Genomic DNA, 24,850 nt, shown 5'->3' on the forward strand with positions numbered 1-24,850 from the left:
CGTAAAGGAGTACATTAAATCCGAAGGAGGCGGGCAGATGGAATATACCGTGCAGAAGCTGGCGCATCTGGCCGGAATCAGCACCAGAACGCTGCGTTATTACGACGAAATCGGCTTGTTGAATCCGGCAAGGATCAATTCGTCGGGGTACCGGATCTATGGCCGGGAGGAAGTCGACAAGCTGCAGCAAATTCTCTTTTACAGAGAGCTGGGCGTTGGTCTAGAAACGGTCAAGGAGATTGTGAATTCACCTGCATTTCATGCGCAGCAGACGCTGAAGCAGCACCGGGAGCAGCTTCTTGACAAACGCAAGCAGCTTGATGCGTTAATTGCCAATGTGGACAAAACGATAGCGGCTAATGAAGGGAGAATCGATATGAGCGATCAAGAGAAATTTGCAGGGTTCAAGCAATCGTTGATTGACGAAAACGAAGCCAAATACGGTAAAGAAATACGCGAGAAATACGGAGATGAAACCATCGACAGTTCGAACCATAAGCTGAAAAACATGACGGAAACGCAATACGAAGAAGCGGCCCGGCTCGCTGAGGAAGTGAAGGCGGCTTTAGCCGCGGCTTTTCAGGACGGCGATCCGGCAGGCCGGCTGGCGCAGCAGGCGGCTGATTTGCACAAGCGGTGGCTGATCTGCTATTGGAGCGAATACAGCAAAGAAGCCCATGCGGGTCTTGCGCAAATGTATGTCGACGATGAGCGGTTTAAGGCGTATTACGATGCCGATCAGCCGGGGACGGCGGAGTTTTTGCGGGATGCGATTTGCGTTTATACGGGGATTAAGGGGTAAGCGAAAAAGTTGATAAAGAGCCGTACGGAGTAGGCCGCTGAAAAAGTGGCGGAGTGAGCGAAATCATGCTGGAGAAGCGCCAGCGTTCGCTTTTGTTCCCGAATTTCACCGCCGCAAACAGATATTTTCAAGAACTTCGGGGACAATTGGGGATCGTAAGCATGATTCGCTCATGCAGCGTTCACTTTTTCAATGGCCTCCAGCCGGAGTAGGGCTCTTTTTCGGAGACGTTATTTCGTCCAATTTTTATGTTTCCTGTATTGGGTCGGATTCATGTTGATTTTCTGCTTGAAATAATGGGAAAAATGCGACGTATCGTAAAAGCCGAGATGCTCCGCAATCGTCTCGATGCTGTCGGTGGAATTGCTGAGCAGCGAACATGCCTTGCCGATTCTGAGCTGGTTGAACAGCTCGATGACGCCGCAGCCGAATTCTTTTTTGACCAGCCTTTCCAGATGCGACTGGCTGACGCTGAGTTCTTTGGCCACCTCACTTAATGTGACCCGCATACTTAAATGCTTGTTTAAATACGTCAGCAGCTGGTTTTTAAAATTAACTTCGGTGCCGTTGACCGCTTTTTCCGCGCAAGAAGCTACAAGCGTATCCAGCATGTTGGCGGCTTTGATTTTGGCCAGCTTGGTCAGTTCCTTGCATTCCTTCTCCAGCGCGGGCAGTTGCTCCAGCAGCTCGTTAAGTTCCAGCACCGTGAAGTCCTGGATGTAGTCTTCGAGCAAAGCGATCATGCCTCGCGGGTCTTTTTTCTGCTGCATGTTGATGCCCATCTGGTAATAGCCGGTGAGCGAGCCAAGCGAATGATATTGACCGGGGGGAATGATGCACAGATGGCCCCGCTTGAGCGAATACTCTTCACCGCCGATACGAAACAGCAGCACGCCGCTGATGACGTAAATAAATTGGAAATACGGATGATTATGCTCGTCCATGCTCCAAAGCTCCCGGCGGTTGTAAAAATTCACTTCCTCATACGGTTCCGGCAAACCGAACACTAGGTAACTGCTGTCCTTTTCGATCGGAATCTCCTCCCGTTGCTTCGTTTGGCCAAGTGCCTAATAATGAGCAGAATATACAAAAAGTTGATTCGATTGTCAATGGTTGGATACCGTTTAACTTAATATAATCAAATTGTTACTTCATTCGGGCATTCGCATAAATATAAGAGAACCTACAAAATGAAATCGGAAAGCGGTCAAAGGAGGCGATTCGCAACCTTATTTGTAAGCGCTGTCTTTCGTTGTGCCTAAAAATCACTGAAGGGGAAGTTGTTTCGTAAAAAACTTTTGGGAGGGTGTTTATGTCAAAAAAATCGTCTGTTCTGATCGTCTCCATGCTGCTTGCCGCTGCTTCCGTCGCGGCGGGATGCTCGTCGGATAATGCCGCAGGAAGCAACGTTCCGGATAAACCGAAGGATTCCGCAGCGCCTGCTTCCACATCAACGGCCGCTCCGGCGGCCGCCCCCGCCGCAGACGGCAAAATCTCGGACAAACCGCTGACTGTCACCGGCTGGACCGATTTTATACCGGCTACCGGTTCAGAAGGCGTGTCCAGCTACAGCGACCAGATCATGTGGAAGGAAATCGCCAAACGGACAAACATTACTGTGAAATGGGATACGACGGCCGCCCCGGGTGCGGACGATTACAAGCAGCAGCTTGGCCTCATCATGGCCTCAGGCAAACTTCCCGACATCATCGGCCATATCGATCCGCTGCTCGCCGATCAGTACGGCAGACAAGGAGCGGTGCAGCCGCTCGAGGATTTGATCAAGAAAAATGCGCCGAATCTGCAAAAGCTGCTTGACGCCAATCCGGCGGTGAAGGGGCAAATTACCGCCCCCGACGGTCACATTTATTTTTTCCCGCGGCTGCTGCTCGATTCTCGCACACAGGCGTTTGCCGGATTTATGATCCGCGGCGATTGGCTGCAGAAGGTGGGCATGAAGTCGCCGGAGACGACCGACGAGCTGTACCAGGTTTTGAAAGCGTTTAAGGAGAAAGATGCAAACGGCAACGGCAAACCGGACGAAATTCCGTTTACCGACAATCCGAACCCGATCATTTGGGCGTTTGGCGTGGGCAGCCGCGGGCCGAACAGCACGGACGACTTTTTCGTTGAGGACGGCAAAATCAAATACGGGCCGACCGATCCGCGTTATAAGGACGCTTTGCAGTATTTAAACAAGCTGTACAGCGAAGGGCTGCTGGATCCCGAATATGAAAAGATGAAAGCCGACGTGCGCGACGGCCGCATCATGCAGGAGTTGTCCGGGTTCATTTACGGCTCGAATGCGGGGTACTTGACCAAATACAACAAAATGCTGCAAGCTGCAGGCAAAAATCCCGGCATTATCGCGCTGGCTCCGCCAAAAGGACCGACAGGGGAGCGCAACATTCTTGGCCGGCATAACGAAATCGACCCGGGACGCGGCGTATCGATCTCCAGCACGACGAAAAATGCGGTCGAGCTGACCAAGCTGATGGACTATTTTTATTCGAAAGATGGCGCCATGCTGCTTTATTTCGGGGTGGAAGGCGACACGTATACAATGAAAGACGGCGTACCGACGTATACGAATAAAGTGACTACGGATCCAAAACTTGACATTCTCGGTTATTTGAACACGTATGTCGGTTATGTCAGCGGCTGGCCTTCGGCGCAAATTCCCGAGCATTATCTCGCCACCTTAAGCGACGAAGGGAAAAAGGGCAACCAGCTCGCCACCCAATATGCCGGCAAAAAGAAAGTTCCGGCGCTGCATTTTACCCCTGAGGAATTAAGCGAGGTGCAGGCGCTGCAGCGCGATATCAATACGTTCGTGGACGAAAATATGAATGCGTTTATCCGCGGCAAAAAGCCGTTCGCTGAATACGACGCCTTCCAGCAAGGGCTGAAAAAAATCGGCTCGGACCGGCTTGGCGAGCTTTACGGAAAAGCTTACGAACGTTATATCGCCGTGTTAAACAAAAAATAACCGTGCTTTAGTACGGCTGGGGCGAGGGCGGCAGCAGTTCGTCAGCGTTTCGCCCACCCCGGCCGTCAAGCGAAAGGAGGGAGCGAGCTTGGAAGCAACCGCAGCAATCTCAGCCAAACGCAAGAGCAGCACATGGCTGCGCGGCAAAGCGAAGCGCAATATCGTATTGTATATTTTTTTGGCGCCGGCCGCCTTGTATTATATATTGTTTCATTACGCGCCGATGTACGGGACGCTGATCGCCTTTCAGGACTACAACCCGTTTCGCGGCATGCTGGAAAGTCCGTGGGTCGGCCTCAAGCATTTCCAAAAGTTTTTCGAATCGATTTATTTTTACCGGCTGATCCGCAATACGTTTCTGATCGGGCTGTACAGCATCGTGTTTGGCTTTACCGTGCCGATTGTATTTGCACTGCTGCTGCACGAAGTGAAGCACCGGAAGTTTCGCTCGCTGGTTCAGTCGATCAGTTATTTGCCGCATTTTATTTCCACGGTTGTTGTGGCCGGATTGATTGTGATGTTCACTTCCCCTTCCACGGGGCTGATCAACGGAATCATCACATTTTTCGGTGGAGCGAAAATCGACTTTCTGCGTGAGCCGGGTTGGTTCCGCACCGTGTATATTTCTTCCGGCGTATGGCAAACGGTGGGTTGGAGTTCGATTATTTATTTTGCGGCGCTTACTAGCATCAGCCCCAGCTTGTATGAAGCAGCCGATATGGACGGGGCCAACCGCTGGCAGAAGGTGTGGCATATCAGCTTGCCCGGCATCAAGCCAACCGTCATTACGATTTTGCTGCTCGACCTCGGCCGGGTGATGGACGTCGGATTCGAGAAGGTGTTCCTGCTGTATAACTCGGCGACCTACGAAACGGCGGACGTACTAAGCACCTACGTATACCGTTCGGGTCTGATCGATCAGCAGTACAGTTTCGCCGCCGCCGTCGGTTTGTTTAACTCGGCCATTACCTTTGCGCTGATTATCGGATTTAACCAGCTTGCCCGCCGTCTCAGCGGCTATTCCTTATGGTGACAAGCGTATTCCCGGCACATATACGGAAGGAGGACGGGACATGATTGAACGTGCAAAAAGCGGCCGTAACGGGGCGGACATCGCTATTTATGCCGTGCTCGCGGTTGCTTCGCTCGTATTTCTGTACCCATTTTATTACATCATATCGGCATCGTTCAGCGATCCGGCCTCGGTTATCGAAAACCCGCTGCTGCTGTATCCCGTCAAATTCACGCTGACGGCCTACAAGCTACTGCTTTCCACCAGCAAAATATGGCTTGGCTACTATAACAGCATCATCTACACCGTGTGCGGCACGGCGCTGAACGTAACGGTGACGCTGTTGGCGGCTTACGCATTATCCCGGCAGGAGCTGGCCGGGAGACGAGTGGTGCTGTTTTTTATCGTTATCACACTGTTCTTTAATGGGGGCATGATTCCGACGTATTTGGTCGTCAAAACGCTGGGCATGCTCGATACGAGGTGGGCGTTGATCGTTTCCGGGGCTGTAACGACCTGGAACCTGCTGATTACACGCACATTTCTGGAAACGAACATACCGCAGGAGCTGCGCGATGCCGCCGAAGTGGATGGGGCCGGGGAGTTCACCTTTTTTACGAAAATCGCGCTGCCCTTGTCGCGGCCGATTATTGCCGTTATCGCGCTGTTTTATGGATCCGGGCACTGGAACGCTTATTTTAACGCGCTGATTTATATTCGCCAGAGGGACCTGTATCCGCTGCAGGTGTTCCTGAGAGAAATGCTTATTCTCGATCAGAATACCGATATGATGGGCGATGTTACAGATGAGCGTGTGCTTGTTGCGTTAACGCTGAAATTTGCGATTATGGTTGTGGCGATTGCGCCTTTGCTGCTTGTGTTTCCGTTTGTGCAGCGTTTTTTTGTCAAAGGCGTACTCATCGGCGCGTTAAAGGAATAACACGTATGTGAGGAAGAGCCGGATATTACGCCGTTTAAGCTGTTAACAAGTTTCGGACAGTGGAATTAGTTTCGGGTGCAGCGATTTAGTGCAGACGAGGCGAATTCCGCCGGTCCGGCATCATTATAAAATCGAAAAAATTACGATTAATGGAGGTTGTGAGGGTATGGAACGGCAGCAGGAAATGGATCTCAAGGTGCGGGTGGAAAAACTTACGGGTGAAGACGGGCACTATTTTTACGGGTATTACGACAATCCCGCCTGGAGCGGCGACGACCGGTACCACCTATGCCATAAAACGGCTTTCTGGAACCGGCTGCAGGAGGAGACGGATGAGGCCGGGCTGGGCATGATCGATATGCTGACGAAAAGCTACATTCCGCTTGCGCAGACGCACGCATGGAATTTTCAGCAGGGAGCGATGCTGCAGTGGCACCCGCTGGCTCCAAACGATGAAATTATTTTCAATACACGCAGCGGCGGAGAGTTCCAAGGCGTAGTCATGAATGTGCACACCAAGGAACAGCGGCTGCTTTCGCGGCCTGTCGTCAACGTCGATCCGACCGGTAAATACGCGCTCAGCGTCAATTTCAGCCGGATGTTCGATTTCCGCCCCGGCTACGGGTATGCCGGCATCCGCGACCCGTTTTATGACAACCCCTACCCCGAGGAAGACGGAGTTTACCGCATCGAGCTGGCCACGGGAAAAAACGAGCTGGTGCTGTCGCTGGCGGATATTTGGCATTTTACCAAAGACGCTTTCGCCGGTACGCCGCAAAAATTAATGATCAATCATATCAACTTTAATACGGACGGCAGCCGGTTTCTGCTGCTCGCGCGGAATTTTCCGCAGGCAGGGGGGCACTGGAAAACGGCCGTGCTTACCGCAAATAGCGACGGTTCGGATCTGTTCCTGCTGTCCGACTACAATCACGCCTCGCATTACCATTGGCGCGATCCGCAGCATGTGGTGATTTATTCCAGGGGGGCGGAGGGCTCGACCCGCGGCAGTCAGCTGTACGTGCTGAAAGATAAAACCTATGAGGTGAACAGCATCGACGAGCCGTTTTTCCGCGAGGACGGGCACTGCAGTTATTCCCCGGACCGGCAGCTGCTGCTTTATGACAGCTACCCCGACAATCAAAGCTACAGGCACTTGTATGTATATGATTTGGCGGGGCGCAAAGGCATCAAGCTTGGCTCGTTTTACTCCGATCCGGGGGCAAAAGGCGATCACCGCTGCGACCTGCATCCGCGCTGGAACCGCGCAGGCACGGGCATCTCGTTTGATTCGACGCATGAGGGACGGAGGCATATGTATTTTGCCGATATCAGCGGCGTGTTTAAATAAGCTTGAACTTGCCGTCCTCAAACCTGTACAATAAAGGCAAAATGAGAAATGGCAGCAGGTGCGCCGCTGCGGCATGAACAATCGCCGCCCGGCCGGCATCTGCCGGAGGATAAGGCATGGAAGAACAATCGCGCCCGCCCGGTGAAGGGCTGGCGGACAGCTTGAAGCGGCTGATTGCCGCTGCCGGGGCACTGAATGACGAAGCGGCAAACATGATTCAAGAAGTCGAGCGGCTTTCGGCCGAAAACATCCGTTTGAAAGCGGAGCTGGGACGGCTTCGGGCACGGAACAAAAGCGGCAGCATGTCGACCAAGCTCCGTGAAGCGTTAATGGAGTAGGGATACTTCGATGATATGAGCAGGTCACCACACTATGGCATAGTGGGGGGCCTGTTTTTTTTGAAATTAAATATCTCCTGGGGTACTCCCCGTCCCCATCCCCATCCCACGCGCAAGAGTAACTCATAGTACCAAAAAGAACCGTCAGGGTGATTTTTGAGGCCACTGAAAAAGCGAACGCTGTATGAGCAAATTATTCCTCCGATCGCCAATTGTCTCCGAATTTCTTAGATTATACCCGCTCATGGCGGGTGAAATTCGGAGACAAAAGCGAACGCTGGCGCTTCTCCAGAATAATATCGCTCACTTCGCTACTTTTTCAGCGGCCTCGTGATTTTTCCTGACGGTTACTCTTTATCCCAAAATTTTAAGGGGGTCGCCGGCGGTTGTTCATATAATGTTCATATTTACACTATTTTAATTTTCAGCTGAAAGTGGTATATTTCGTGTAGAAATATTTCGCATGAGAAATGTTCACTTGTGAAGTAAAACTGTGAGGAGTGGAGAAAAATGAGAAGAAACAAAAACAGTAAAAAATGGATGGTCGGGGTACTTTCCGCGGCATTGCTTTTTAGCGGCGCTGCAGCATTAACGCCAAAGGCGTTTGCGGATGATGATTGGCCTGCCTACATAAAGGTAAAGACAGCTCTTAACGAACAGCAGTTTATTGCCGACTGGATGAAATACATCGTAGCCAATACGGCAACCATTGCTGACCAGGATATGGAATACATCAGCCAAAGAATAGCTGGCGGAGAATCGCTTGCGCAAGCATCCGGAGTCAGCACCGAAGTACTGGCGCAAAACTTAATTGATTTGGCCAGACAATCCATTACGGACGCTTCCAACGATTACATCATTTCCGCTGATCAGGCGAACAAACTTCAATTGGATTTGAACGCCGAAATTCGTAAGGCGATTGGTGCTTCCGGGTACAAAGGATTCCAGACTTCGGACGTTTTTAACTACAGCACGTTTATGAAGCAGTATTTGTCCGGAGTTAAAGCCGCAGCTTTCGGCAATTCATCCAGAGAATATGAAGATTTCATTAACGATTTGGATGGCGGCATGGGGCTCGCTGCAGCGGCTGGCATTAACGAGTCGGCGTTCATCAATGAATTGCTGGTGCCTGTGACGCAAAAAATCGATGATGCAGTTCAGGCAAACGTGCTTACCGCAAGCGAAGGCGACGACCTGAAAGATCAGGCCAGAAGCGCCATTACCGCCGCTGTGCAAGCGCCGGGCGGAAGCTACGACGATTCGGCTATGGCAACGGAAGATTTTTTGAACAATAAGCTGCAATCGATCGTATCCAGCGCATTTATGGTAACCGACAACGGCGATCTCGATTATATCGATGTTATCGATGCTTACCGCAACGGAGGCAGTTTGGCGCAAATTCTGCATACCCCTGCCACTGAACTGGCGCAGCGGGTTCTCACTATGTGGGAAACCGACTTGCAAAGCGGCAGCGGATTAAATGGCGTCAATGACCGCGCTGCTTTCGAAAAGCAGGCGCTGCAAGACATTATCTCGGCAATCACCGCTTCCGGCAAATAATAAACTTCCGTTAGACACGCACCGCTTGCTGTTTGCAGGCGGTGTTTTTGCGTTTAAAGCGATGAAACCGTTTGCCTTCCAGGGAGGAAATGTTTCCCTCTTGTCGAATTGATCTTAAGAAACGATTCGGTTTACATGAGCAAACAGGAGGAAATACGATGAGCGCTTCTCTTGACGCAGTAATGGGAATCGGCAAAAACGAGCTTTATCATATTGCCACAAAAGCGCAAGGTCCGTCAGGATCGCTGCCGCTAACGCCGGACATGCTGCTTCATGCGCCTAGCGGCGATCTTTTCGGTTTATCCCAAAATGTCGGCATGGGCTGGAGCCCGGAACGATTAAACGGGAAGCAGGTTTTGATCCTCAGCACCCAGGGCGGCATCCGCTCCGAGGATGGGACGCCGGTAGCTCTTGGATACCATACCGGCCATTGGGAGGTAGGCCTGCTGATGAAAGCGGCTGCAGAGGAAATCCGCAGCATGGGCGGGGTGCCGTTCGCCGGATTTGTCAGCGACCCTTGCGACGGCCGTTCTCAAGGCACGACGGGCATGTTTGATTCCCTTCCGTACCGTAACGACGCAGCCATTGTATTCCGCAGGCTGATTCGCTCGCTTCCGACCCGCAAGGCGGTTCTCGGTGTGGCGACCTGCGACAAGGGCGTTCCGGCGATGATGCTCGCTTTGGCGGCCATGCATGATTTGCCTTGCGTGCTTGTGCCCGGCGGTGTCACCTTACCTCCGGAGGACGGGGAGGATGCAGGGAAAATACAAACGATCGGAGCGCGTTACGCCGCATCGGAAATTACGCTGGAGGAAGCGGCCAGCCTCGGCTGCCGGGCTTGCGCAACGCCGGGCGGCGGCTGCCAGTTCCTGGGCACCGCGGCAACGTCGCAGGTGGTAGCCGAAGCGCTTGGCATCAGCGTGCCGCATTCGGCGCTGGCGCCTTCGGGCCAGCCGGTGTGGGACGAGGTAGCGCGCCAGTCCGCCCGCGCCGCGATCGCGATGGAAGCGCGCGGCATCCGGATGCGCGACATTTTGACCGACGCCGCGATCCGCAATGCGATGGCGGTTCACGCCGCATTTGGCGGGTCGACGAATTTGCTGCTGCACATCCCCGCCGTTGCCCATGCGGCCAAGCTGGCCGTGCCGACGGTGCAGGACTGGATCAAGATCAACCGGGACGTGCCGCGCCTTGTCAGCGTGCTGCCGAACGGTCCGGTGTACCATCCGACGATTCGGGTGTTCTTGGCCGGCGGCGTGCCGGAAGTGATGCTGCATCTGCGCAGGCTTGGCGTTCTGGACGGCAGCGTATTGACCGTCACAGGCGAAAAGCTGGATACCGTGCTGGATTGGTGGGAAACGTCCGAACGCCGGCAGCTTGTGCGCCAAAGGCTCTTGGAAGCCGACGGAGTAGATCCCGACGACGTCATTATGAACCCTGAGAAAGCGAGGCAAAGAGGCCTTACTTCGACGGTGACATTCCCAACGGGGAATATCGCTCCCGAAGGATCGGTCATCAAGTCGACCTCCATTGATCCGAGCGTAGTCGGCGAGGACGGGATATACAGACATCAAGGCGCTGCCAAAGTGTTTACGTCGGAGAAGGCGGCTATTGCGGCGATCAAGCAAGGGAAGATTGACAAAGGCGACATCATGGTGCTGATCGGCCGCGGGCCGTCGGGAACGGGAATGGAAGAAACGTACCAGCTTACCTCGGCATTAAAGCATCTGCCTTTCGGCAAATACGTCACGCTGATTACCGATGCGCGTTTTTCCGGAGTCTCGACGGGCGCATGCATCGGTCATGTCGGGCCGGAGGCGCTGGCGGGAGGTCCGATCGGCAAGCTGCGCGACGGCGATGTGATCGACGTGTTGATTGACCGCAATCGGCTGGAGGGACATCTCCATTTTGTCGGTTGCGACGGAACGACGTTTACGCCGGAGGAAGGCGCAGCCATTCTTGCCGGCCGCTCATTGCATCCGGCGGCCGCTCCCGACCCGCAGCTGCCCGACGACACCAGGTTATGGGCTGCGCTGCAAGCGGTTAGCGGAGGCACATGGGGTGGCAGTACCTACGACGTCGATAAAATCATCGAAGTGCTGGAAGCGGGCAAGCAAGCGCTCGCAGCCAAACAATCCAATGGATGAGAAAGGCGGAGCAGCTATGAAAACAATCGTTTGCGAAGAGCCGTACAGGTTTGTGCTGAAAGAAACGGAAACCCCCGTGCCGGCTGCAGGAGAAGCGCTCATTAAAATACGCAGGATCGGTATTTGCGGTACCGATTTGCATGCCTACAGAGGCAACCAGCCGTTTTTTACTTACCCGCGTATTTTGGGTCACGAGTTGTCGGGAGAAATTGCCGGCCTTGGTCCGGAGACAAGCGGGTTTGCTTTGGGCGACCGGGTGACCGTCATGCCTTATTTGGAATGCGGAAAGTGCATCGCCTGCCGGAGCGGCAGGACGAATTGCTGCACCTCGCTGCTTACGCTTGGCGTTCATTGCGACGGCGGCATGCAGGAATATTATGTCATGCCTGTCGATCATCTGATTAAAGCCGACGGGCTTAGTTTGGATCAGGCGGCAGTGGTGGAATGCCTGTGCATCGGCGCTCATGCCGTCGAACGTGCCGCTTTGCGCCAGGATGAATTCGCGCTTGTGATCGGCGCAGGTCCGATTGGGCTTGGCGCGATGAAATATGCCAAACTGGCCGGCGCCAAAGTCATTGCCATGGATATTAATGAAGAGCGGCTCGCCTTCTGCAAGTCATGGGCGCCGGCGGATTATACCGTCAATGTCGGCAACGACCCGCTGCGGCATATCGCGGAGATTACCGGCGGCGATATGCCCACAGCGGTGCTGGATGCAACGGGCAACGCCAAATCGATGGAAGCTTCGTTCCAATATGCCGCAAACGGCGGCCGCATTGTTTTTGTCGGTTTGGTCAAATCCGACATTACGTTTAACGACCCTGAATTCCATCGCAAGGAGCTCACCTTAATGAGCAGCCGCAATGCGACCCGGCGCAACTTCGAGCAGGTGATCGACAGCATCCGCGGAGGCCATGTCGATACGGACCGGTTCATTACGCATAAATCGTCCTTTGAACAGATGATCGGGGTATACGACGCATGGCTGAAACCGGAGACAGGCGTTATCAAAGCGATGGTGGAGATTGGCAATGATTAATACGTTTCTGAAAGAGTACCGCCAATATAATGAGGCATTGGAACATGCGATGCACGACGGCCGGGTGACAACGGCGGAATATGCGCGATTGGCGGCCGGGCTGCTGGAGCTTCTGGCCAAAGCGGAGCCGGAGCATGTGCTGTATAAGTCGCGTCTCGGAGAATGCCACCATCTCGACGGGTACTTGCGTAAAGCGGGGGAAGCTTACTCGCAGGTGCTTGAGCAAGACCCGCCGCTGCCGGTCACCGAAGACGACATCCGGCTGATGAAACGGTTTTGCCCGGTGCTTCTGACCCAAGCTGACGAGCCGTTCCCGCTGAAGGATATTGTCGCCATTCACCACCCTGAATTGCCGATTATTGGCTATCATCTGTTTTGGGAAGACGATTACGATTTCCCGGACGATCATGAGCCTTGCGATCACGAGGAAGTATGGATCAGCTATGATCCGGCGAGCGAGTCCGTTACCGGGGTGCTCTGCTGGTTCCACTCCCGAGTGCTGTCGTCGGAAAGCGGTGTGGAAGAGGCCAACCAGAACGGGGGCCGGGCCGTAATCCGCATCGAATGGGGCAAACACGGCTCGCTGCTGCACGGTTGGGAGCATATGCGGGTGCCGCTCACCGGACAAACGATTCTTGAATGGTTGGGCGATACTTATGAGCAGGTGAAAAACGGGGGCCGGAAACCCGAACATCCGCTTAAAAAGCTGTGGCCGTCCGGTTTTGCCGGTTCGTGGGAGCAGTACACGGATTTTTCCGTATGTGTCGACCCGGTCGAACGTCTGGACAGAAAACCGCTGTTTTTCAAAACCCGTTGGGCTAACGCCGTCATGTTTATTCAGGCAATCCATTATAATTTTCATCCGAAGATGGAATGGCCGGCGCGGTTTCAGGCATAACGCCATTTTATCTAAATTTTCTACAAAATTTTTATAAAGTCTCGCTTTGCCTAATGTTCAGGGCGGATCATATGAGGTAACATAAAATCGATTGTGATGAATATCACGCACGTATTTATCACTTGGCGGCTGGATGTAGACAACGCCAAATCTCGCAGGAGGAACCTCATATGATCAAAACCCGCAAAAGCAGGTCTTTTATGACCGAGCTGCTTGTTTGGGTGATGCTGCTGATTGTGCTGCCGTTGGCCGCTATTTCGGTGTTTTTTTACCGGCATGAGCTTGCGGAATGGGAGAAAATCGAACGGGAAAAGTCGGTGCTGGCCAACCACACCGCGCAAAAATCAGTCGTCAAGCTGGGCGACTCCATCCTGGGCGTGACGATCACGAACGGGTATTGGGAGGATAACCGGCAGGCGATATTAAGCGGCGACAAGGAATGGCTGGATAAAAATATTAGCGATATGCCCGACGTGGTGCCAAACGTCGATTTTGTGGCGGAAACCGATCTGAATGGCAAGGTGCTCGCTCAAGCGGGAGACGTCCGTGAATTTCAAGATGTGATTCAATTTCCCGTGATCATGCAGAGGTTCGAGAAAGAGAAGAAATTTGCCGGACTCGTGAATACCTCTAAGGGGATTGCGGTGATCGCGGTTTCGCAAGTGACCGGCGATAAAGGAGAAGGCGATCCCGCCGGATTGCTCATTACCGGCAGATTGCTGACCAACGACAACTTTCTTGGTTTAAAAGATACGCTGCAGACGGACATCGCCGTGCTTTTAACGAACGGCCAATTTTTGGCGTCGTCGGACGGGATCGAACAAGAACGGCTCGAGAGTTATTTGGCTGCGGTATCCGGCGAATCGCCGGAACAGTTCCGGCTGGAACAGCGCGGACCGGCATACGTGTCCAACACAATCGCCCCGCTTCTCGATATGTCCGGCGAACCGATCGGGGTGATTTACACCGAGCTGCCGAGCCGGTCTTGGTCTGAAGCGGCCGCCGGACTGCGGGAGCTGGGGTTTTATTCTTTAGGCATTATGCTGCTGCTTGTTCTGCTGGTGATCACTTTGCTGCGTCAGAGGATTTTTTTGCCGCTGAGGCATTTCACCGCAATGATGGAGGAAGTGGCGGCCGGCAAAGAGATCACTCCGGTTCCAAAGCATGTACAGCAGGCGGAAGCGCAGATTGTGACGGCCATACATCGCATCAAGGAATGGAATCAGACGCTGGAACGGACCGTTCAAAGACGCACCGCCGAGATACGCAATCTGTTAGATAACGCCAAGCAGGGCTTCATGTCTGTCGGCTCCGATTTGAAGGCGCTTGGGGAATACAGCGTGGAATGCACGCGAATTTTTAATAAAAGCATCGCGGGAATCGAACTTCCCGAGCTGTTTTATCCCGGCGACCCCAAAGAGCGCAAGCTGATGGAATGTATTATGAAGGACTATTTTCAGGAACGCGACCGGCTTAAAAAAGAACTGATTTTCTCTTTGCTGCCGGAAGAAATCGTTGTCGCCGGATTATATGTCAAAGTCGAATACAAGCCAGTGCGGTTATCCATCGTTCAAGCGGACGGACAAAACGCCGACGAAGACATTTTGATGGTCATGCTTACCGACATTACGGAAACACGCAAGCTGGAAAACCAGATGGAGCGCGAACGCGCCCGGTTAAAATTGGTCGTACACACCGTGACGCATGAAGAGGATTTTGCGCATATTACGCAAAGCTTCGAGGCTTTCTTGCGCCATGAGCTGCCCGAGCTGGCCGCCACCCGCGGGTCCGCCCGCGACAAAATGTTCAGGTTGTACAAAAACATACATACTTTTAAAGGGAACTTCGGTTACCTGCAATTTACCCATACCGTCGCTTTGCTGCACGAGTTGGAATCGCGGCTGATGTTCGAGCTGCAAAATGGCAAAGAGCCCACCGAAACCGATGTATCGGAGCTGATCCGGTGCCTGCGCGAGACGGAGTGGATGGCGCAGGACATGCAGGTGCTGCAGGAAGCGCTGGGCGAAACGTTCAGCCATTTAGGACAAATATTCGACGTCAAGCTGACCAAAGTACAGTGGGATGATTTGGTGTGCCGGCTGGAAAGCAGCTTCACGTCGGAAGCCAATCAAGAATGGATGAGCCAGATCAAACAATGGCGGTATAAGCCGATCAAAACGCTGATTCGCCATTATCCGGCTTACTTGCACGAATTGGCCGACAGGAACGGCCTGCTGCTGCACCCGCCGGAGTTGCGCGGCAGCGATCTTCCCGTCGACCCCGACCGGCTGCACGGCATCACCGACTCGCTGGTTCATATTGTGCGGAATATCGTATCCCACGGCATTGAGACGCCGGAGGAAAGATTCGCTGCAGGCAAAGATGAATATGCTTCCGTCTGTATTTCCGCCGAACGCTCGGAGAGCGGGGTTGTCATTTCGGTGTCCGACGACGGGCGCGGCATCGATCTGGATGCCGTTTTCAAGAGAGCGTTGGAAGTCGGATTATTAAAGGCCCCCGAACTTGCGCCGCTCTTAAGCGAAGAGGATATCGCCCAGCTCGTGTTTGCCGAGCAGCTGTCTACTTCAGGCGAAGTTACGGAATGGTCGGGGCGGGGAATCGGCCTTTCTGCGGTTAAAGCGGAGGCCGAAAAATGCGGGGGAACGGTGAAGGTGCAGACGACGGCTGGAGCGGGAACGACATTTACGATCACAGTGCCCCATGCTTAATAACATCACATCAAAAAAGCACATAAAGGCGTGATAACCCATGCAGCAGGAAAATGGCTTCTTTGAGGCGGCTTCCAGGGCGGCGGTTCAATATTTTCACCGGCTGGGCATCCTTAAGCAGGAAGCCGAGACGGCGGAGGCGGGCGAAGTTTTGTTCTTGCAGGATGTGACTGCTTTTGTCCAGATGAATGGAGGCATCACGGGCGGCTTCCTGTTTACCTTGGAGGAAGGTTTGGCTCGTGAGTTAGCCAAGAGGTATATGCTGGATGCCATTACCGATGAAGAAGCGGACCAATATGCGACAGAGGTCGTTGCCGAAATCACAAACGTGATTGCAGGCAATGCGCTGACGGAATGCGAAATCCAAGGCGTTTATATGGGGACGCCGCTGACCCTTGTTGCCCGGAACGCTGAAATCCGCAGCAAATGCCGGAGCAAAATGCGGCACGCCTCGTATATCACCGATTACGGCAAGCTGCAATTGCTGTATATTCCTGCCGAAAACAAAGCGGAGCTTGCCAGCATTTTGGCGATCCGGCCCGCTTAAAAAACAACTGGAGGTTGCAAATGTGGCTAGAGTAATGATAGTTGACGATTCGTCGGTCATGCGTAAAAACATCAGAACCATTCTCGAACGTGGCGGTCATGAGGTCGTCGCAGAAGCTGCGGATGGCCGCGAGGTGCTTCCTCATTACATTAATTTGAAGCCGGACCTGGTGACGATGGACATCAGTATGAACCATATGGACGGCATTGAAGCTCTGCAGTCGCTGGTGAAGTCTTTCCCGCAAGCGAAAGTCGTGATGGTCAGCGCGATGGGGCAGAAGCAGCAGGTGCTGGAAGCGATCAAACATGGTGCGAAATCGTATATTGTCAAGCCGTTTGAAGCGGAGAAAATGCTGGAGATCATTACGAAGGTGTCATCTTCAGAGTAAGCGGCAAGAGCGTGCGGATGCGCGCTCTTTTGTGTTTTTAATAGGGATTGAGCAGCCGCCCGAATTGCGCTACAATAGGATTGTTCACGTTTGCATAAAACCGCGGCGGATCTCCGTCATGCCGCAGCTATGGAGGAATTGCTCATGAAAGTTCTTGTACTGGGAGGAACCGGGCTTATCAGCAGCCAGATCGTCGTCCGCCTTTTGGAGGCAGGCCATGATGTTTCCGTCTTCAACCGCGGTAAACGCCCGTTGCCTTATGGCGACAGCGTAGCCAGCGTTGTCGGCGATAAGTCCGATGCAGAAGGTTTTACTGCGATCGCCCGCAGCTTGGATGTGGATGCGGTCATCGATATGATCAGCTTTGATGCACAAGACGCGCGTGTTACGGTAAACGCATTCCAGCATACCGTTCAGCAAATTATATTTTGTTCCTCTTCCGCCGCTTACAAACGCCCCTATAAATCCGTTCCGATCCGCGAGGATGCGGAAGATTTGTTTGATGATCCAAGTTTCGGCTATGCTTTCGGTAAAGCGGAAATGGAGCGTTATCTGCAGCAGGTTGCCGCTGAAGGCATTGTGCCGGTAACCATCATCAGACCGTCGCTTACTTACGGAATCGGCGCGTCTAATGTCGGCGTGCTGAGACAAAATTACAATATCGTGCACCGGATTAAAAATCGCAAGCCGCTTGTCATGTTCGGAGACGGAACGACGCCTTGGAGTTTTACGTTTGCTCCCGATCTGGCCAAAGCGTTTGTCGGAGCCGTCGGCAACAAGATGACATATGGCCAAGCTTATCATGCGACAAGCGATGAGATTCATATTTGGCAGGATCTGTATACTGCGTTTGGCGAAGTGCTGGGCATCGAACCCGAGATCGTACATATCAGCTCGGATCTGCTCAAGGCGGCCAACCCCGACTTATTCTCGCATTTATATTATGAAAAAAGCTACTGCGGTTTGTTCGACAACACCAAGGTGAAGCGGGACATCCCTTCCTTCAAAGCCGAAATATCGCTGAGAGCGGGTTTGGACATGATGGTCGACTGGTATGAACGCGACGCGCATGCCGTAGATGAAGCAAAGGACCGTCTGGAGGATCGTTTGGCGGCGCTGCATGGCGATTGGACAAGACAACTGCAGCAGTTGGGTCCAATGTAGAACGTTTGTCCAATGGAAGGCTTCTTGACGCAAAACAGCTGAAGCGGAAAAAAGGAATGGATCAGCGGGAAAGCGCCGTCCATTCCTTTTTTTCGTGCGTTAACGTTTCTTTAATAATCCGGCGAATGTTTTTTGGCTCTGTACATGCCGGAGTGAGACACCTTGATATTGATATCGATGTCGCCCAGGGAGTAAGCCAGCGGCTCCTTGCCGTTTGCAGTCAGGCGGCTCCAATCCGCAAACGCTTTACGGTACAACTCGTGCTCAAATTGGTAAATATCGATGGATTTATCCTTTGCGTAATCAAACGTTTCTTTGATTTCTTTTTTGATTTGATCAGCTGTTCCTTGTTTGATATCCGTTTCGCTAAAATCGGTATTGATTAATTCGGCCAAGTAAGCGACAGCTTTAAAATGGACGTCAAATGTGACATGTTGGCCGGCTGCTTTGGGAATGATGCTGAACTTGGGAAAGGTGACGACGACTGAAGCAACCGCTTCTCCATCCTTATAGATGGGGATGGAATCGCGTCTTGTGCTGCGGGTCAGCCAGCGGACACCCGGCATATGTTCCTCATCCACAAACGACTTCAATTTTCTTTGATAAATGGGATATACTCCGTTGAGCTTTAATTTTGGGCTTGAGCGTTCTTCTTGCTTCCATACTTTATCTTCGATGGTTAGTGACGGGAGCAGCAGGGTTGAGCCCGGTTCGCGCAGCAAAGCGTTGGTTTTGTACATCCGGTAAGGACGAATGTAAGAATATTGCCTGTATGCGGATACGGGCTGGTGGAGAATAGAAATCAACGGCGAAACATCAAAGAAGGGGTGGACCATAAACAGCTTATCGATCGGCTCACGTGTTCCGAATACCCACTGGGTAAAGCGGGTTTCCCGATAACGGCTGAGACCGTCGAGAAATTCGTCAATTCCATGCTCCAGCGCGCTTTCGGACAACACTAACGAGGAGACATGGCCTGTAAAAGTACGCTGCTGCGCCGTTTCGTTCAAATAGTTAAATGCGTCGGTAATCGTATTGCCTTCCCCCCGTCCTGTCCAGACGCTGGTCGACTGGCCCATCTTTCCCCCCTCTTGTTTCGCCACGTAAGCAAAGTCCAGCATTTGGGCGTATACTACATATTTTCCGTCCTTGAAGTCCATTCCGACCGCAGTAAAATAATTCGTGTCTTCGATCCCCTTGATATCCCAGCAGCCGGTTAACAGGAACACCGGAATCAAAGCGGCGATAAGAACACGAAAAACATGAGTCATTGCGCTTCATCTCCTCTTCGGGTTCCGTCTTTCGGATGCAAAAACGCCGGGCGTTTGGTGATGTAGTTCCACGGCTTGGCCAGAAGCGCTTTGACCATTTCGCGAAAATTGGGCGGAGACAAAGGAGCCAGATAGGGTACTCCAAACGATTCCAACGAAGCTAAATATAAGCAAATGCCCATCATCGACAACATGAATCCGTACATCCCAAAAGTTGCCGATATCAGCAGAATAATAATCCGAAATACCGTCACGATGCCGGCTAGCGATTGGTTCACCAGCGTAAACATGGAGATGGTCGTGAGCGAGGCCATAACCAGCGTAACCGGACTTGTGATGCCTGCGCGAATCGCAGCGTCGCCGACGATCAAACCTCCTACGACGGCTACAGTCTGGCCGACCGCCTTGGGCAGACGCATCCCCGCTTCCCTGAACAGTTCAAATAAGCCAAGCATAAACAAGTAATCGACGGGAGCGGACAAAGGCAGTCCGAGCCGCGATGAAGCGATAGTAGCAAGAAATGGGAATGGGATCTGATCTAAATTGTAAGCCGAGACGGATACCCAAAATCCCGGAAGAAAGATCGCAATAAATAAACCCAATAATCGCAAGACCCGTTCCAATGCAACATAGTGAAACGGAAAATGAACGTCTTCCGGCGACTTCAGCAGCAACGTCAGATTGACGGGGGCGATGATGGCAAGCGGCGTGCCGTCAGCCAATATGGCAAAACGGCCCCGCAGCAGACACTGCGCGACAAAATCCGGCCGACCGGTGTAGTTCAAGGTGGGAAACAGCGTAATTTTTTGATCGGAGAGGCCTTCTTCCAACTGGGCGGAGCTGATGAGCGCATCGACCTTCAGATGGCTCAGCCGCCACTTGACTTCTTCGAGCACATCCTGGTTGATGATGTCGTCAATATACAGCAAAGCGACGGAGGTGCGGCTGCGTTCGCCAATTATGCTCTTTTCGCAGCATAAAGAAGATGTTTTCAGCCGTTTTCGCACCAAGGCGATATTGGTTACAACCGATTCGGTAAAGGAATCCCGCGGGCCTTTGATCGAAACCTCGGTGCTGGATTCCTCCGGATTGCGGTTAGGCAGTTTCGCGAGTTCTAAAGAAAACAGCAGCGACAGGCTGCCGAAATAAAGCAGCAGCTCGCCCGAATAAATTCGGTAAATGGCGGTTTCTTTGGCGGTAGTGCCGTTGATGTGAATCAGCTGCAGCGTGCCGTTTTCGGTTAAATATTCCAAATCAATGACTGCCTCCGTCTGCAGCATGGAATACAGCTGCGGGAGCACAATTTGATCAATTCTTTCAACATCGGCGAGACCTTCACAATAAAGCAGCAATAGCGGCACGGGATGTTCCGCTTGGCCGAGACGGTATTTTTTTGTAATGACGTCACTCGATAAGGCAAACCACTCCTCCAATCGCTTTTCTTTATACTCCGGAGGGAGTTCTTCATTCATGTCGCTTGTTTCTCCTTTCTGCTACCATTTCGAAGGACTGCAATCAGGATGAGCAGGGTCAGCATAACGGAAAGCGCGATCGTTCCGGGGAAATACCAGTTTTTTAGCCAATTCATAAAGATCATGTCGCTGTAAGGCGCTTTGACCAGCACGACTAACAGGATGCACAGGATAGCGGAAACGATGTTGCTCCACCGCCCCTTTTTCAGCCCGATCAAGTCCAGGATCATAAACTGCAGGATAGAAATGCGGATAAACGCGCCGGCCACCCATTGGAAAATGGAAAAAAAGTCAAGGTGCGATATGTACTTGCCGAAAGTGACCATTCGCCATTGCTCAAAGGCCGGATAACGCAAATCGGCAGCTTCGAACGGTCCGTATATGGCGATGGCTCCCGTTAGCGGCCCGACCGTTAAAAGGGTGAGAAAAGCGGTCAACAGCAGCACGGAGGGCATTTTAATTTTGGACGATACGTGCTGCCTCATGAACAACACGGTTAACATTTCTCCGCCGCCTCTACAGGAGTAAACAGCCGCCATCATTGACGGTGTATAGCCGTGAGTGAACAACGGGGTCAGCAGCGAGTAGTCTTTGTATTGAAAATTCGCAGTCATCACAAGCAGTCCAAGAAATACGACACACGGAAGCAAAATGCCGGACGTAATGGCTATGGTTCGGATACCCGAGGCAGCTGCGAAAAAACACATCAGCACAAAAGTTGCGGCAATCCACGTTTCGGGTGTCGCCGGCAGGTAGGAAACATGTGTCCACGTCACAATATCCCTGAGGGAAACAACGGATGAGACGAAAAAAAGCAGGATTGCCCCTGCAACAACAAGCAAATGCACGATTCTCCCGGCGCTTTTTTTTACCCATTCGGATAAGGTGCCGGCTTCGGAACGGTTAACGATCCACAAGATGATGAGCGACCACGCGCACAAAGGGACGAGCCCTGCAACCGCTCCGAACCATGCGTCCCGTTTGGCGATTTGCAGCAATATTGGGATGAGCAGGACATGATTGGCTATGCCGCCTGAAAGTGTGATGATGTAGTACATCTGCAGTGCGGTTATTTTTTTGCTGCTCGGCATGAGATGCTCCCGTTAGAAGAATTTGGAGTACATCAATAGATTGCCCCGATTTTCCATTTTTTTATGTATCGGAAACGGCTTTCCGCAGCGGGAAGGGAGGATTCTGTCGATAATTTGTTTTAATTGTTTTAAACTGGTAGGCTGTTAAGGTATACTATTCATAAGTTAATGAACTGTAATATTACACTACTAACGTCATGGGGGCTTTTTGATGAGTCAATTTGGAGATATCGGCGGACTTGGCCGCCATTACTTGCAGGCGGAATCCTACGGCGCAGCGGCATTTTGCTTCTATCGTCTGCTGCACGAGGAAAGCGGAAGCGCGAACGGCTGGAACGGCTTGGTGCTGTCGCTCAGCTTGATGCGCAAGGAGAACGATTCGCAGACCGCGCTCGCACGTTACGGTCTCCAGCCCAATTCCGTATTTGACCAAGACTTGATTTCTTTTGCTTTGATGATTTGGCAGCACGATCCCCGCGCTTTAAGCCAGTGGATGCGCGCTGTGCTGGCCAAAGAGGGCTCCAACGTAGAGAACCGCCACGTATTCGAGCAGATCGCCGAAGAATTGGAGCAGGCTTATGCCGGCCTTCTGCAGCAGCATGGAGAAGAGGCGTTGACCAATCAAGGCATGTTGTCCTTGACCGATTACGCCAGCAGACGGATGGAGCTGGACTGGCTCGTTTCAGAGTCGTTTGATAATGTCATTGAGCAGGGGAAAAAGTGGCTGGAAGATCCCGAATCCGCGCTTTACGGGGTCAGATTGCTGTGTATGCTGCCCGACCCGCGCAGCGAGAAGCTGCTTCGCCGGGTTTGCCGCAACGAAGATATCGACGCCAAGGTCAGAACGCACGCTGTGCTGGCGCTGCGCTGGCTGGGAGTACGCGGCAACGCGCGGATCAGTAAGTTCGGGGAATCGTTTGTCATTAATTTGGACAATCCTGAACCGGAATTGTCGATTTCTGTCCCCGCTGCATACCGTCCTGCTCTTGACCGCATGAAGTTATGGTGCGCCAAACAAATCGGTCTCGTGGATCCGGTTGATTACGAGGCTGTCGCCACGGCGGACGAAGTTGAGCTTTCGGAAGAGCTCAAGAACAAAATGAGCGAAACGGACGTAGCTCCGATCCTTCAAGAGGTTGCCCATATGCTGATCCGTTCGGCTTACGATCAGTATTATCCGCTGGTTCCGACCGTAACCGGCGCGCGCGATTGGGCTGCGGCTATGCTGTGGCTGATGAAGGATTACGCCGAAGGCGTTGGCGTGGAATGGCCTTACGGTAATCCGGAGCTGACCGAAATGGCGCAGCGTCACCGCAATTGGCTGCTTAGCGGCAGCCCCGATTTCTACGATAGCATCGAAGCGGCAAAGCAGGCGCGAATCGCTCAGGCGCAGGCACAGATGCAAGCTCAGGAGCAGCCTGAACCGGAACCGGAACAAGCAAACCAATAAGCTGAAAAGCTGAAATAAAACCGTTAAAGCCCCCAAACCGCTTCGGCAAGCGGACATGGGGGCTTTGTGCGGATACCGGCATCATTTTACGATGCGGTCCTTATCGGCAAGGTTTAATGGGTAGGACAAACCTGTACGGGCAAGCTGCACGTGGCGCGGCAGCGGATACGATTTGTTGATGTCCACGCCATGCGACATATGGGTGAAAATGACATGCTCCGGACGAACTTCGCCGATCAGCCCCAGCGCTTCCGTCATATCGTAAACGGAACGGCTGAGCGGTTCCGCTTCTTCCAAATAAAAATTGGTGCCGAGCACAAGCAAATTAAGTCCGTGCAGCGGCTTTTTTTCTTCTTCGCTTAAGCGAATGGAGTCCGGGCAGTACACCCAACTGTAGCCGGTCTTATCGAAGCGGTAGGCGTAGGAAAAGCCGTTTTTCCCGTGGCATACTTTCCACGGATGAATCGTCCACCCGGCAAATTCGAATCCTTCAGGGTCAAGCGCGTGAAAAATCAACTGCCTGTGCAGCCACGGAAACTGGCTTCGTATCGTCTCAACGACCTCATGCGGCGCATAAACATGCCCTTTTTTAGACAACCAGCGGCATGCGTCGGCCCATTCCGGTAAACCTCCGATATGGTCAAAATGAGCGTGTGTAATGAGCAGCCGCTCCATTTCCCGCTGTCCCAGCCGTTCCATCTGCTGCCGCCAATCGGGACCGCAATCGACCGCCAGCTTTCCTTCTGCGGTTTCGAGCAGCACGGACGACCGGTAACGCCGGTTAGTTCCGGCGTTTCTCGCTTCTTCGCAAATGCCGCAGGTGCAATATACTCTTGGCACGCCCATCGAATCTCCGGTACCTAAAAACAGCAATCGGTCTGTCATTTCTGATGCTCCGTTTCTGGAAATGGTTGACACCATTTCGTTTTTTCGTTGACGATCCGTATTTACTGCACTAAAATACTACCAAACATACAGGCAAATTACAAAGGGCAATCGCCAAGAAATAAGACGGGGGATGGATATATGGACATGCGCTGGCTGGAATGGGTGCAAAAAATGCAAGCGATTTCTCAAATCGGGTTAACCTACTCAAAGGACCCGTTCGACTTGGAACGTTTCGAACAGCTTCGCGAGTTAAGTGTGGAAATTATGGCTGCTTATTCCGGATTGGATATTCAGCAAGTTACGGGACTGTTCGCCGGAGATACGGGTTACGCTACGCCAAAGGTCGATATTCGCGCCGTCGTATTAAAAGAAGGACGTATTCTTTTGGTCAAGGAAAATAGCGATGGTGGCTGGGCTTTGCCCGGCGGTTGGGCCGATATCGGTCTTACGCCTCGTGAAATCGCCGTTAAGGAAGTGAAAGAGGAGTCGGGTTACGACGTCCGTTCCGTCCGGCTGCTCGCCGTATTGGACCGCAGCCGCCACCCTCATCCGCCTCACGCCAATTATATTTATAAAATGTTTATCCTTTGCGAGCTGATCGGAGGGGAGGCGGCAACAAGCATCGAAACAAGCGGAGTCGGATTTTTCGACCCCGATCAGCTGCCAGGCCTGTCGACGGACAGAGTGACCGAATCGCAAATCGCGTTGATGCTGAAACTTGCCGCCGATGACAACAGCCAGACTGTTTTGGACTAAGCGCAAATTAAACTTTCT

Annotated in this window: 22 protein-coding genes; 16 read left to right on the plus strand and 6 right to left on the minus strand. The window is 52.6% G+C overall.

Annotated elements, in window-relative coordinates; genetic code table 11:
* Positions 1 to 37 precede the first annotated feature (37 nt).
* On the plus strand, positions 38 to 802 hold the full coding sequence (locus tag EYB31_RS23280; RefSeq protein ID WP_131015817.1) for a MerR family transcriptional regulator: 765 nt from the start codon (positions 38 to 40) through the stop codon (positions 800 to 802).
* A gap of 230 nt (positions 803 to 1,032) precedes the next feature.
* Here the strand turns inward: EYB31_RS23280 and EYB31_RS23285 are convergent, their stop codons facing one another.
* The gene (locus EYB31_RS23285) at positions 1,033 to 1,809 is read right to left on the minus strand and encodes a helix-turn-helix domain-containing protein (protein WP_338119978.1); all 777 of its coding nucleotides are present in this window, start codon (positions 1,807 to 1,809) and stop codon (positions 1,033 to 1,035) included.
* A 305-nt stretch (positions 1,810 to 2,114) separates the two neighbouring features.
* Between EYB31_RS23285 and EYB31_RS23290 the strand changes: the two genes are divergently transcribed.
* The 4 genes from EYB31_RS23290 to EYB31_RS23305 all read left to right on the plus strand — a co-directional run bounded on the left by EYB31_RS23290 (position 2,115) and on the right by EYB31_RS23305 (position 7,094).
* Positions 2,115 to 3,791 (plus strand): extracellular solute-binding protein, encoded by a 1,677-nt coding sequence (locus tag EYB31_RS23290; RefSeq protein ID WP_131015819.1) that lies wholly within the window; start codon positions 2,115 to 2,117, stop codon positions 3,789 to 3,791.
* Between the two features lie 88 nt (positions 3,792 to 3,879).
* Positions 3,880 to 4,824 carry an ABC transporter permease gene (locus EYB31_RS23295; RefSeq protein ID WP_131015820.1) on the plus strand — a complete coding sequence of 315 codons (945 nt, stop codon included), beginning with the start codon at positions 3,880 to 3,882 and terminating at the stop codon, positions 4,822 to 4,824.
* 40 nt (positions 4,825 to 4,864) lie between these two features.
* Entirely contained in the window at positions 4,865 to 5,743 is an 879-nt protein-coding gene (locus EYB31_RS23300) for a carbohydrate ABC transporter permease (RefSeq protein WP_131015821.1), read from the plus strand.
* Positions 5,744 to 5,909: 166 nt separating this feature from the next.
* Positions 5,910 to 7,094 carry a TolB-like translocation protein gene (locus EYB31_RS23305; RefSeq protein ID WP_131015822.1) on the plus strand — a complete coding sequence of 395 codons (1,185 nt, stop codon included), beginning with the start codon at positions 5,910 to 5,912 and terminating at the stop codon, positions 7,092 to 7,094.
* Here EYB31_RS23305 and EYB31_RS41290 read toward each other — a convergent pair.
* Positions 7,087 to 7,212: a hypothetical protein gene (locus EYB31_RS41290; RefSeq protein WP_276322084.1), complete on the minus strand. Its 126-nt coding sequence runs from the start codon at positions 7,210 to 7,212 to the stop codon at positions 7,087 to 7,089. The genes EYB31_RS23305 and EYB31_RS41290 overlap by 8 nt on opposite strands.
* Here EYB31_RS41290 and EYB31_RS23310 point away from each other — a divergent pair.
* The 9 genes from EYB31_RS23310 to EYB31_RS23350 all read left to right on the plus strand — a co-directional run bounded on the left by EYB31_RS23310 (position 7,211) and on the right by EYB31_RS23350 (position 17,904).
* Complete coding sequence (locus EYB31_RS23310; RefSeq protein WP_131015823.1) at positions 7,211 to 7,432, plus strand: hypothetical protein; 222 nt, start codon at positions 7,211 to 7,213, stop codon at positions 7,430 to 7,432. The genes EYB31_RS41290 and EYB31_RS23310 overlap by 2 nt on opposite strands.
* A 510-nt stretch (positions 7,433 to 7,942) precedes the next feature.
* Complete coding sequence (locus EYB31_RS23315; RefSeq protein ID WP_131015824.1) at positions 7,943 to 8,992, plus strand: hypothetical protein; 1,050 nt, start codon at positions 7,943 to 7,945, stop codon at positions 8,990 to 8,992.
* Between the two features lie 182 nt (positions 8,993 to 9,174).
* On the plus strand, positions 9,175 to 11,139 hold the full coding sequence (locus tag EYB31_RS23320) for a YjhG/YagF family D-xylonate dehydratase (protein ID WP_420819467.1): 1,965 nt from the start codon (positions 9,175 to 9,177) through the stop codon (positions 11,137 to 11,139).
* A gap of 16 nt (positions 11,140 to 11,155) precedes the next feature.
* Entirely contained in the window at positions 11,156 to 12,178 is a 1,023-nt protein-coding gene (locus EYB31_RS23325; protein WP_131015898.1) for a zinc-binding alcohol dehydrogenase family protein, read from the plus strand.
* A complete protein-coding gene (locus EYB31_RS23330) occupies positions 12,171 to 13,076 on the plus strand; it encodes a hypothetical protein (protein WP_131015826.1) in 906 nt (301 codons plus the stop codon). Before EYB31_RS23325 ends, EYB31_RS23330 begins: the two co-directional genes overlap by 8 nt.
* 170 nt (positions 13,077 to 13,246) lie before the next feature.
* Complete coding sequence (locus tag EYB31_RS23335; protein WP_131015827.1) at positions 13,247 to 15,805, plus strand: ATP-binding protein; 2,559 nt, start codon at positions 13,247 to 13,249, stop codon at positions 15,803 to 15,805.
* Positions 15,806 to 15,845: 40 nt separating this feature from the next.
* Positions 15,846 to 16,352 (plus strand): chemotaxis protein CheX, encoded by a 507-nt coding sequence (locus EYB31_RS23340; RefSeq protein WP_131015828.1) that lies wholly within the window; start codon positions 15,846 to 15,848, stop codon positions 16,350 to 16,352.
* A 22-nt stretch (positions 16,353 to 16,374) separates the two neighbouring features.
* On the plus strand, positions 16,375 to 16,740 hold the full coding sequence (locus tag EYB31_RS23345) for a response regulator (RefSeq protein ID WP_131015829.1): 366 nt from the start codon (positions 16,375 to 16,377) through the stop codon (positions 16,738 to 16,740).
* Positions 16,741 to 16,884: 144 nt separating this feature from the next.
* Positions 16,885 to 17,904, plus strand: a complete 1,020-nt coding sequence (locus EYB31_RS23350; protein WP_165452568.1) for an NAD-dependent epimerase/dehydratase family protein — start codon at positions 16,885 to 16,887, stop codon at positions 17,902 to 17,904.
* A 110-nt stretch (positions 17,905 to 18,014) separates the two neighbouring features.
* Here EYB31_RS23350 and EYB31_RS23355 read toward each other — a convergent pair whose 3' ends face one another.
* From EYB31_RS23355 to EYB31_RS23365, 3 genes are read right to left on the minus strand one after another with little or no spacing between them, the layout of a single operon-like run.
* On the minus strand, positions 18,015 to 19,175 hold the full coding sequence (locus tag EYB31_RS23355) for a Ger(x)C family spore germination protein (RefSeq protein WP_131015831.1): 1,161 nt from the start codon (positions 19,173 to 19,175) through the stop codon (positions 18,015 to 18,017).
* Entirely contained in the window at positions 19,172 to 20,647 is a 1,476-nt protein-coding gene (locus EYB31_RS23360; RefSeq protein ID WP_131015832.1) for a spore germination protein, read from the minus strand. Before EYB31_RS23360 ends, EYB31_RS23355 begins: the two co-directional genes overlap by 4 nt.
* Positions 20,644 to 21,738, minus strand: coding sequence for an endospore germination permease (locus EYB31_RS23365; protein WP_131015833.1), 1,095 nt, complete (start codon positions 21,736 to 21,738; stop codon positions 20,644 to 20,646). Before EYB31_RS23365 ends, EYB31_RS23360 begins: the two co-directional genes overlap by 4 nt.
* A gap of 211 nt (positions 21,739 to 21,949) precedes the next feature.
* On the opposite strand from EYB31_RS23365, the gene EYB31_RS23370 reads away from it, so the two are divergent.
* Positions 21,950 to 23,188, plus strand: coding sequence for a HEAT repeat domain-containing protein (locus EYB31_RS23370; protein WP_131015834.1), 1,239 nt, complete (start codon positions 21,950 to 21,952; stop codon positions 23,186 to 23,188).
* 81 nt (positions 23,189 to 23,269) lie between these two features.
* Here the strand turns inward: EYB31_RS23370 and EYB31_RS23375 are convergent, their stop codons facing one another.
* On the minus strand, positions 23,270 to 24,073 hold the full coding sequence (locus EYB31_RS23375; RefSeq protein ID WP_131015835.1) for an MBL fold metallo-hydrolase: 804 nt from the start codon (positions 24,071 to 24,073) through the stop codon (positions 23,270 to 23,272).
* 141 nt (positions 24,074 to 24,214) lie between these two features.
* On the opposite strand from EYB31_RS23375, the gene EYB31_RS23380 reads away from it, so the two are divergent.
* A complete protein-coding gene (locus EYB31_RS23380) occupies positions 24,215 to 24,832 on the plus strand; it encodes an NUDIX hydrolase (protein ID WP_131015836.1) in 618 nt (205 codons plus the stop codon).
* The last annotated feature ends 18 nt before the right edge of the window (positions 24,833 to 24,850 follow it).

Source organism: Paenibacillus thalictri (assembly GCF_004307995.1).
GTDB classification, from domain to species: domain Bacteria; phylum Bacillota; class Bacilli; order Paenibacillales; family NBRC-103111; genus Paenibacillus_AF; species Paenibacillus_AF thalictri.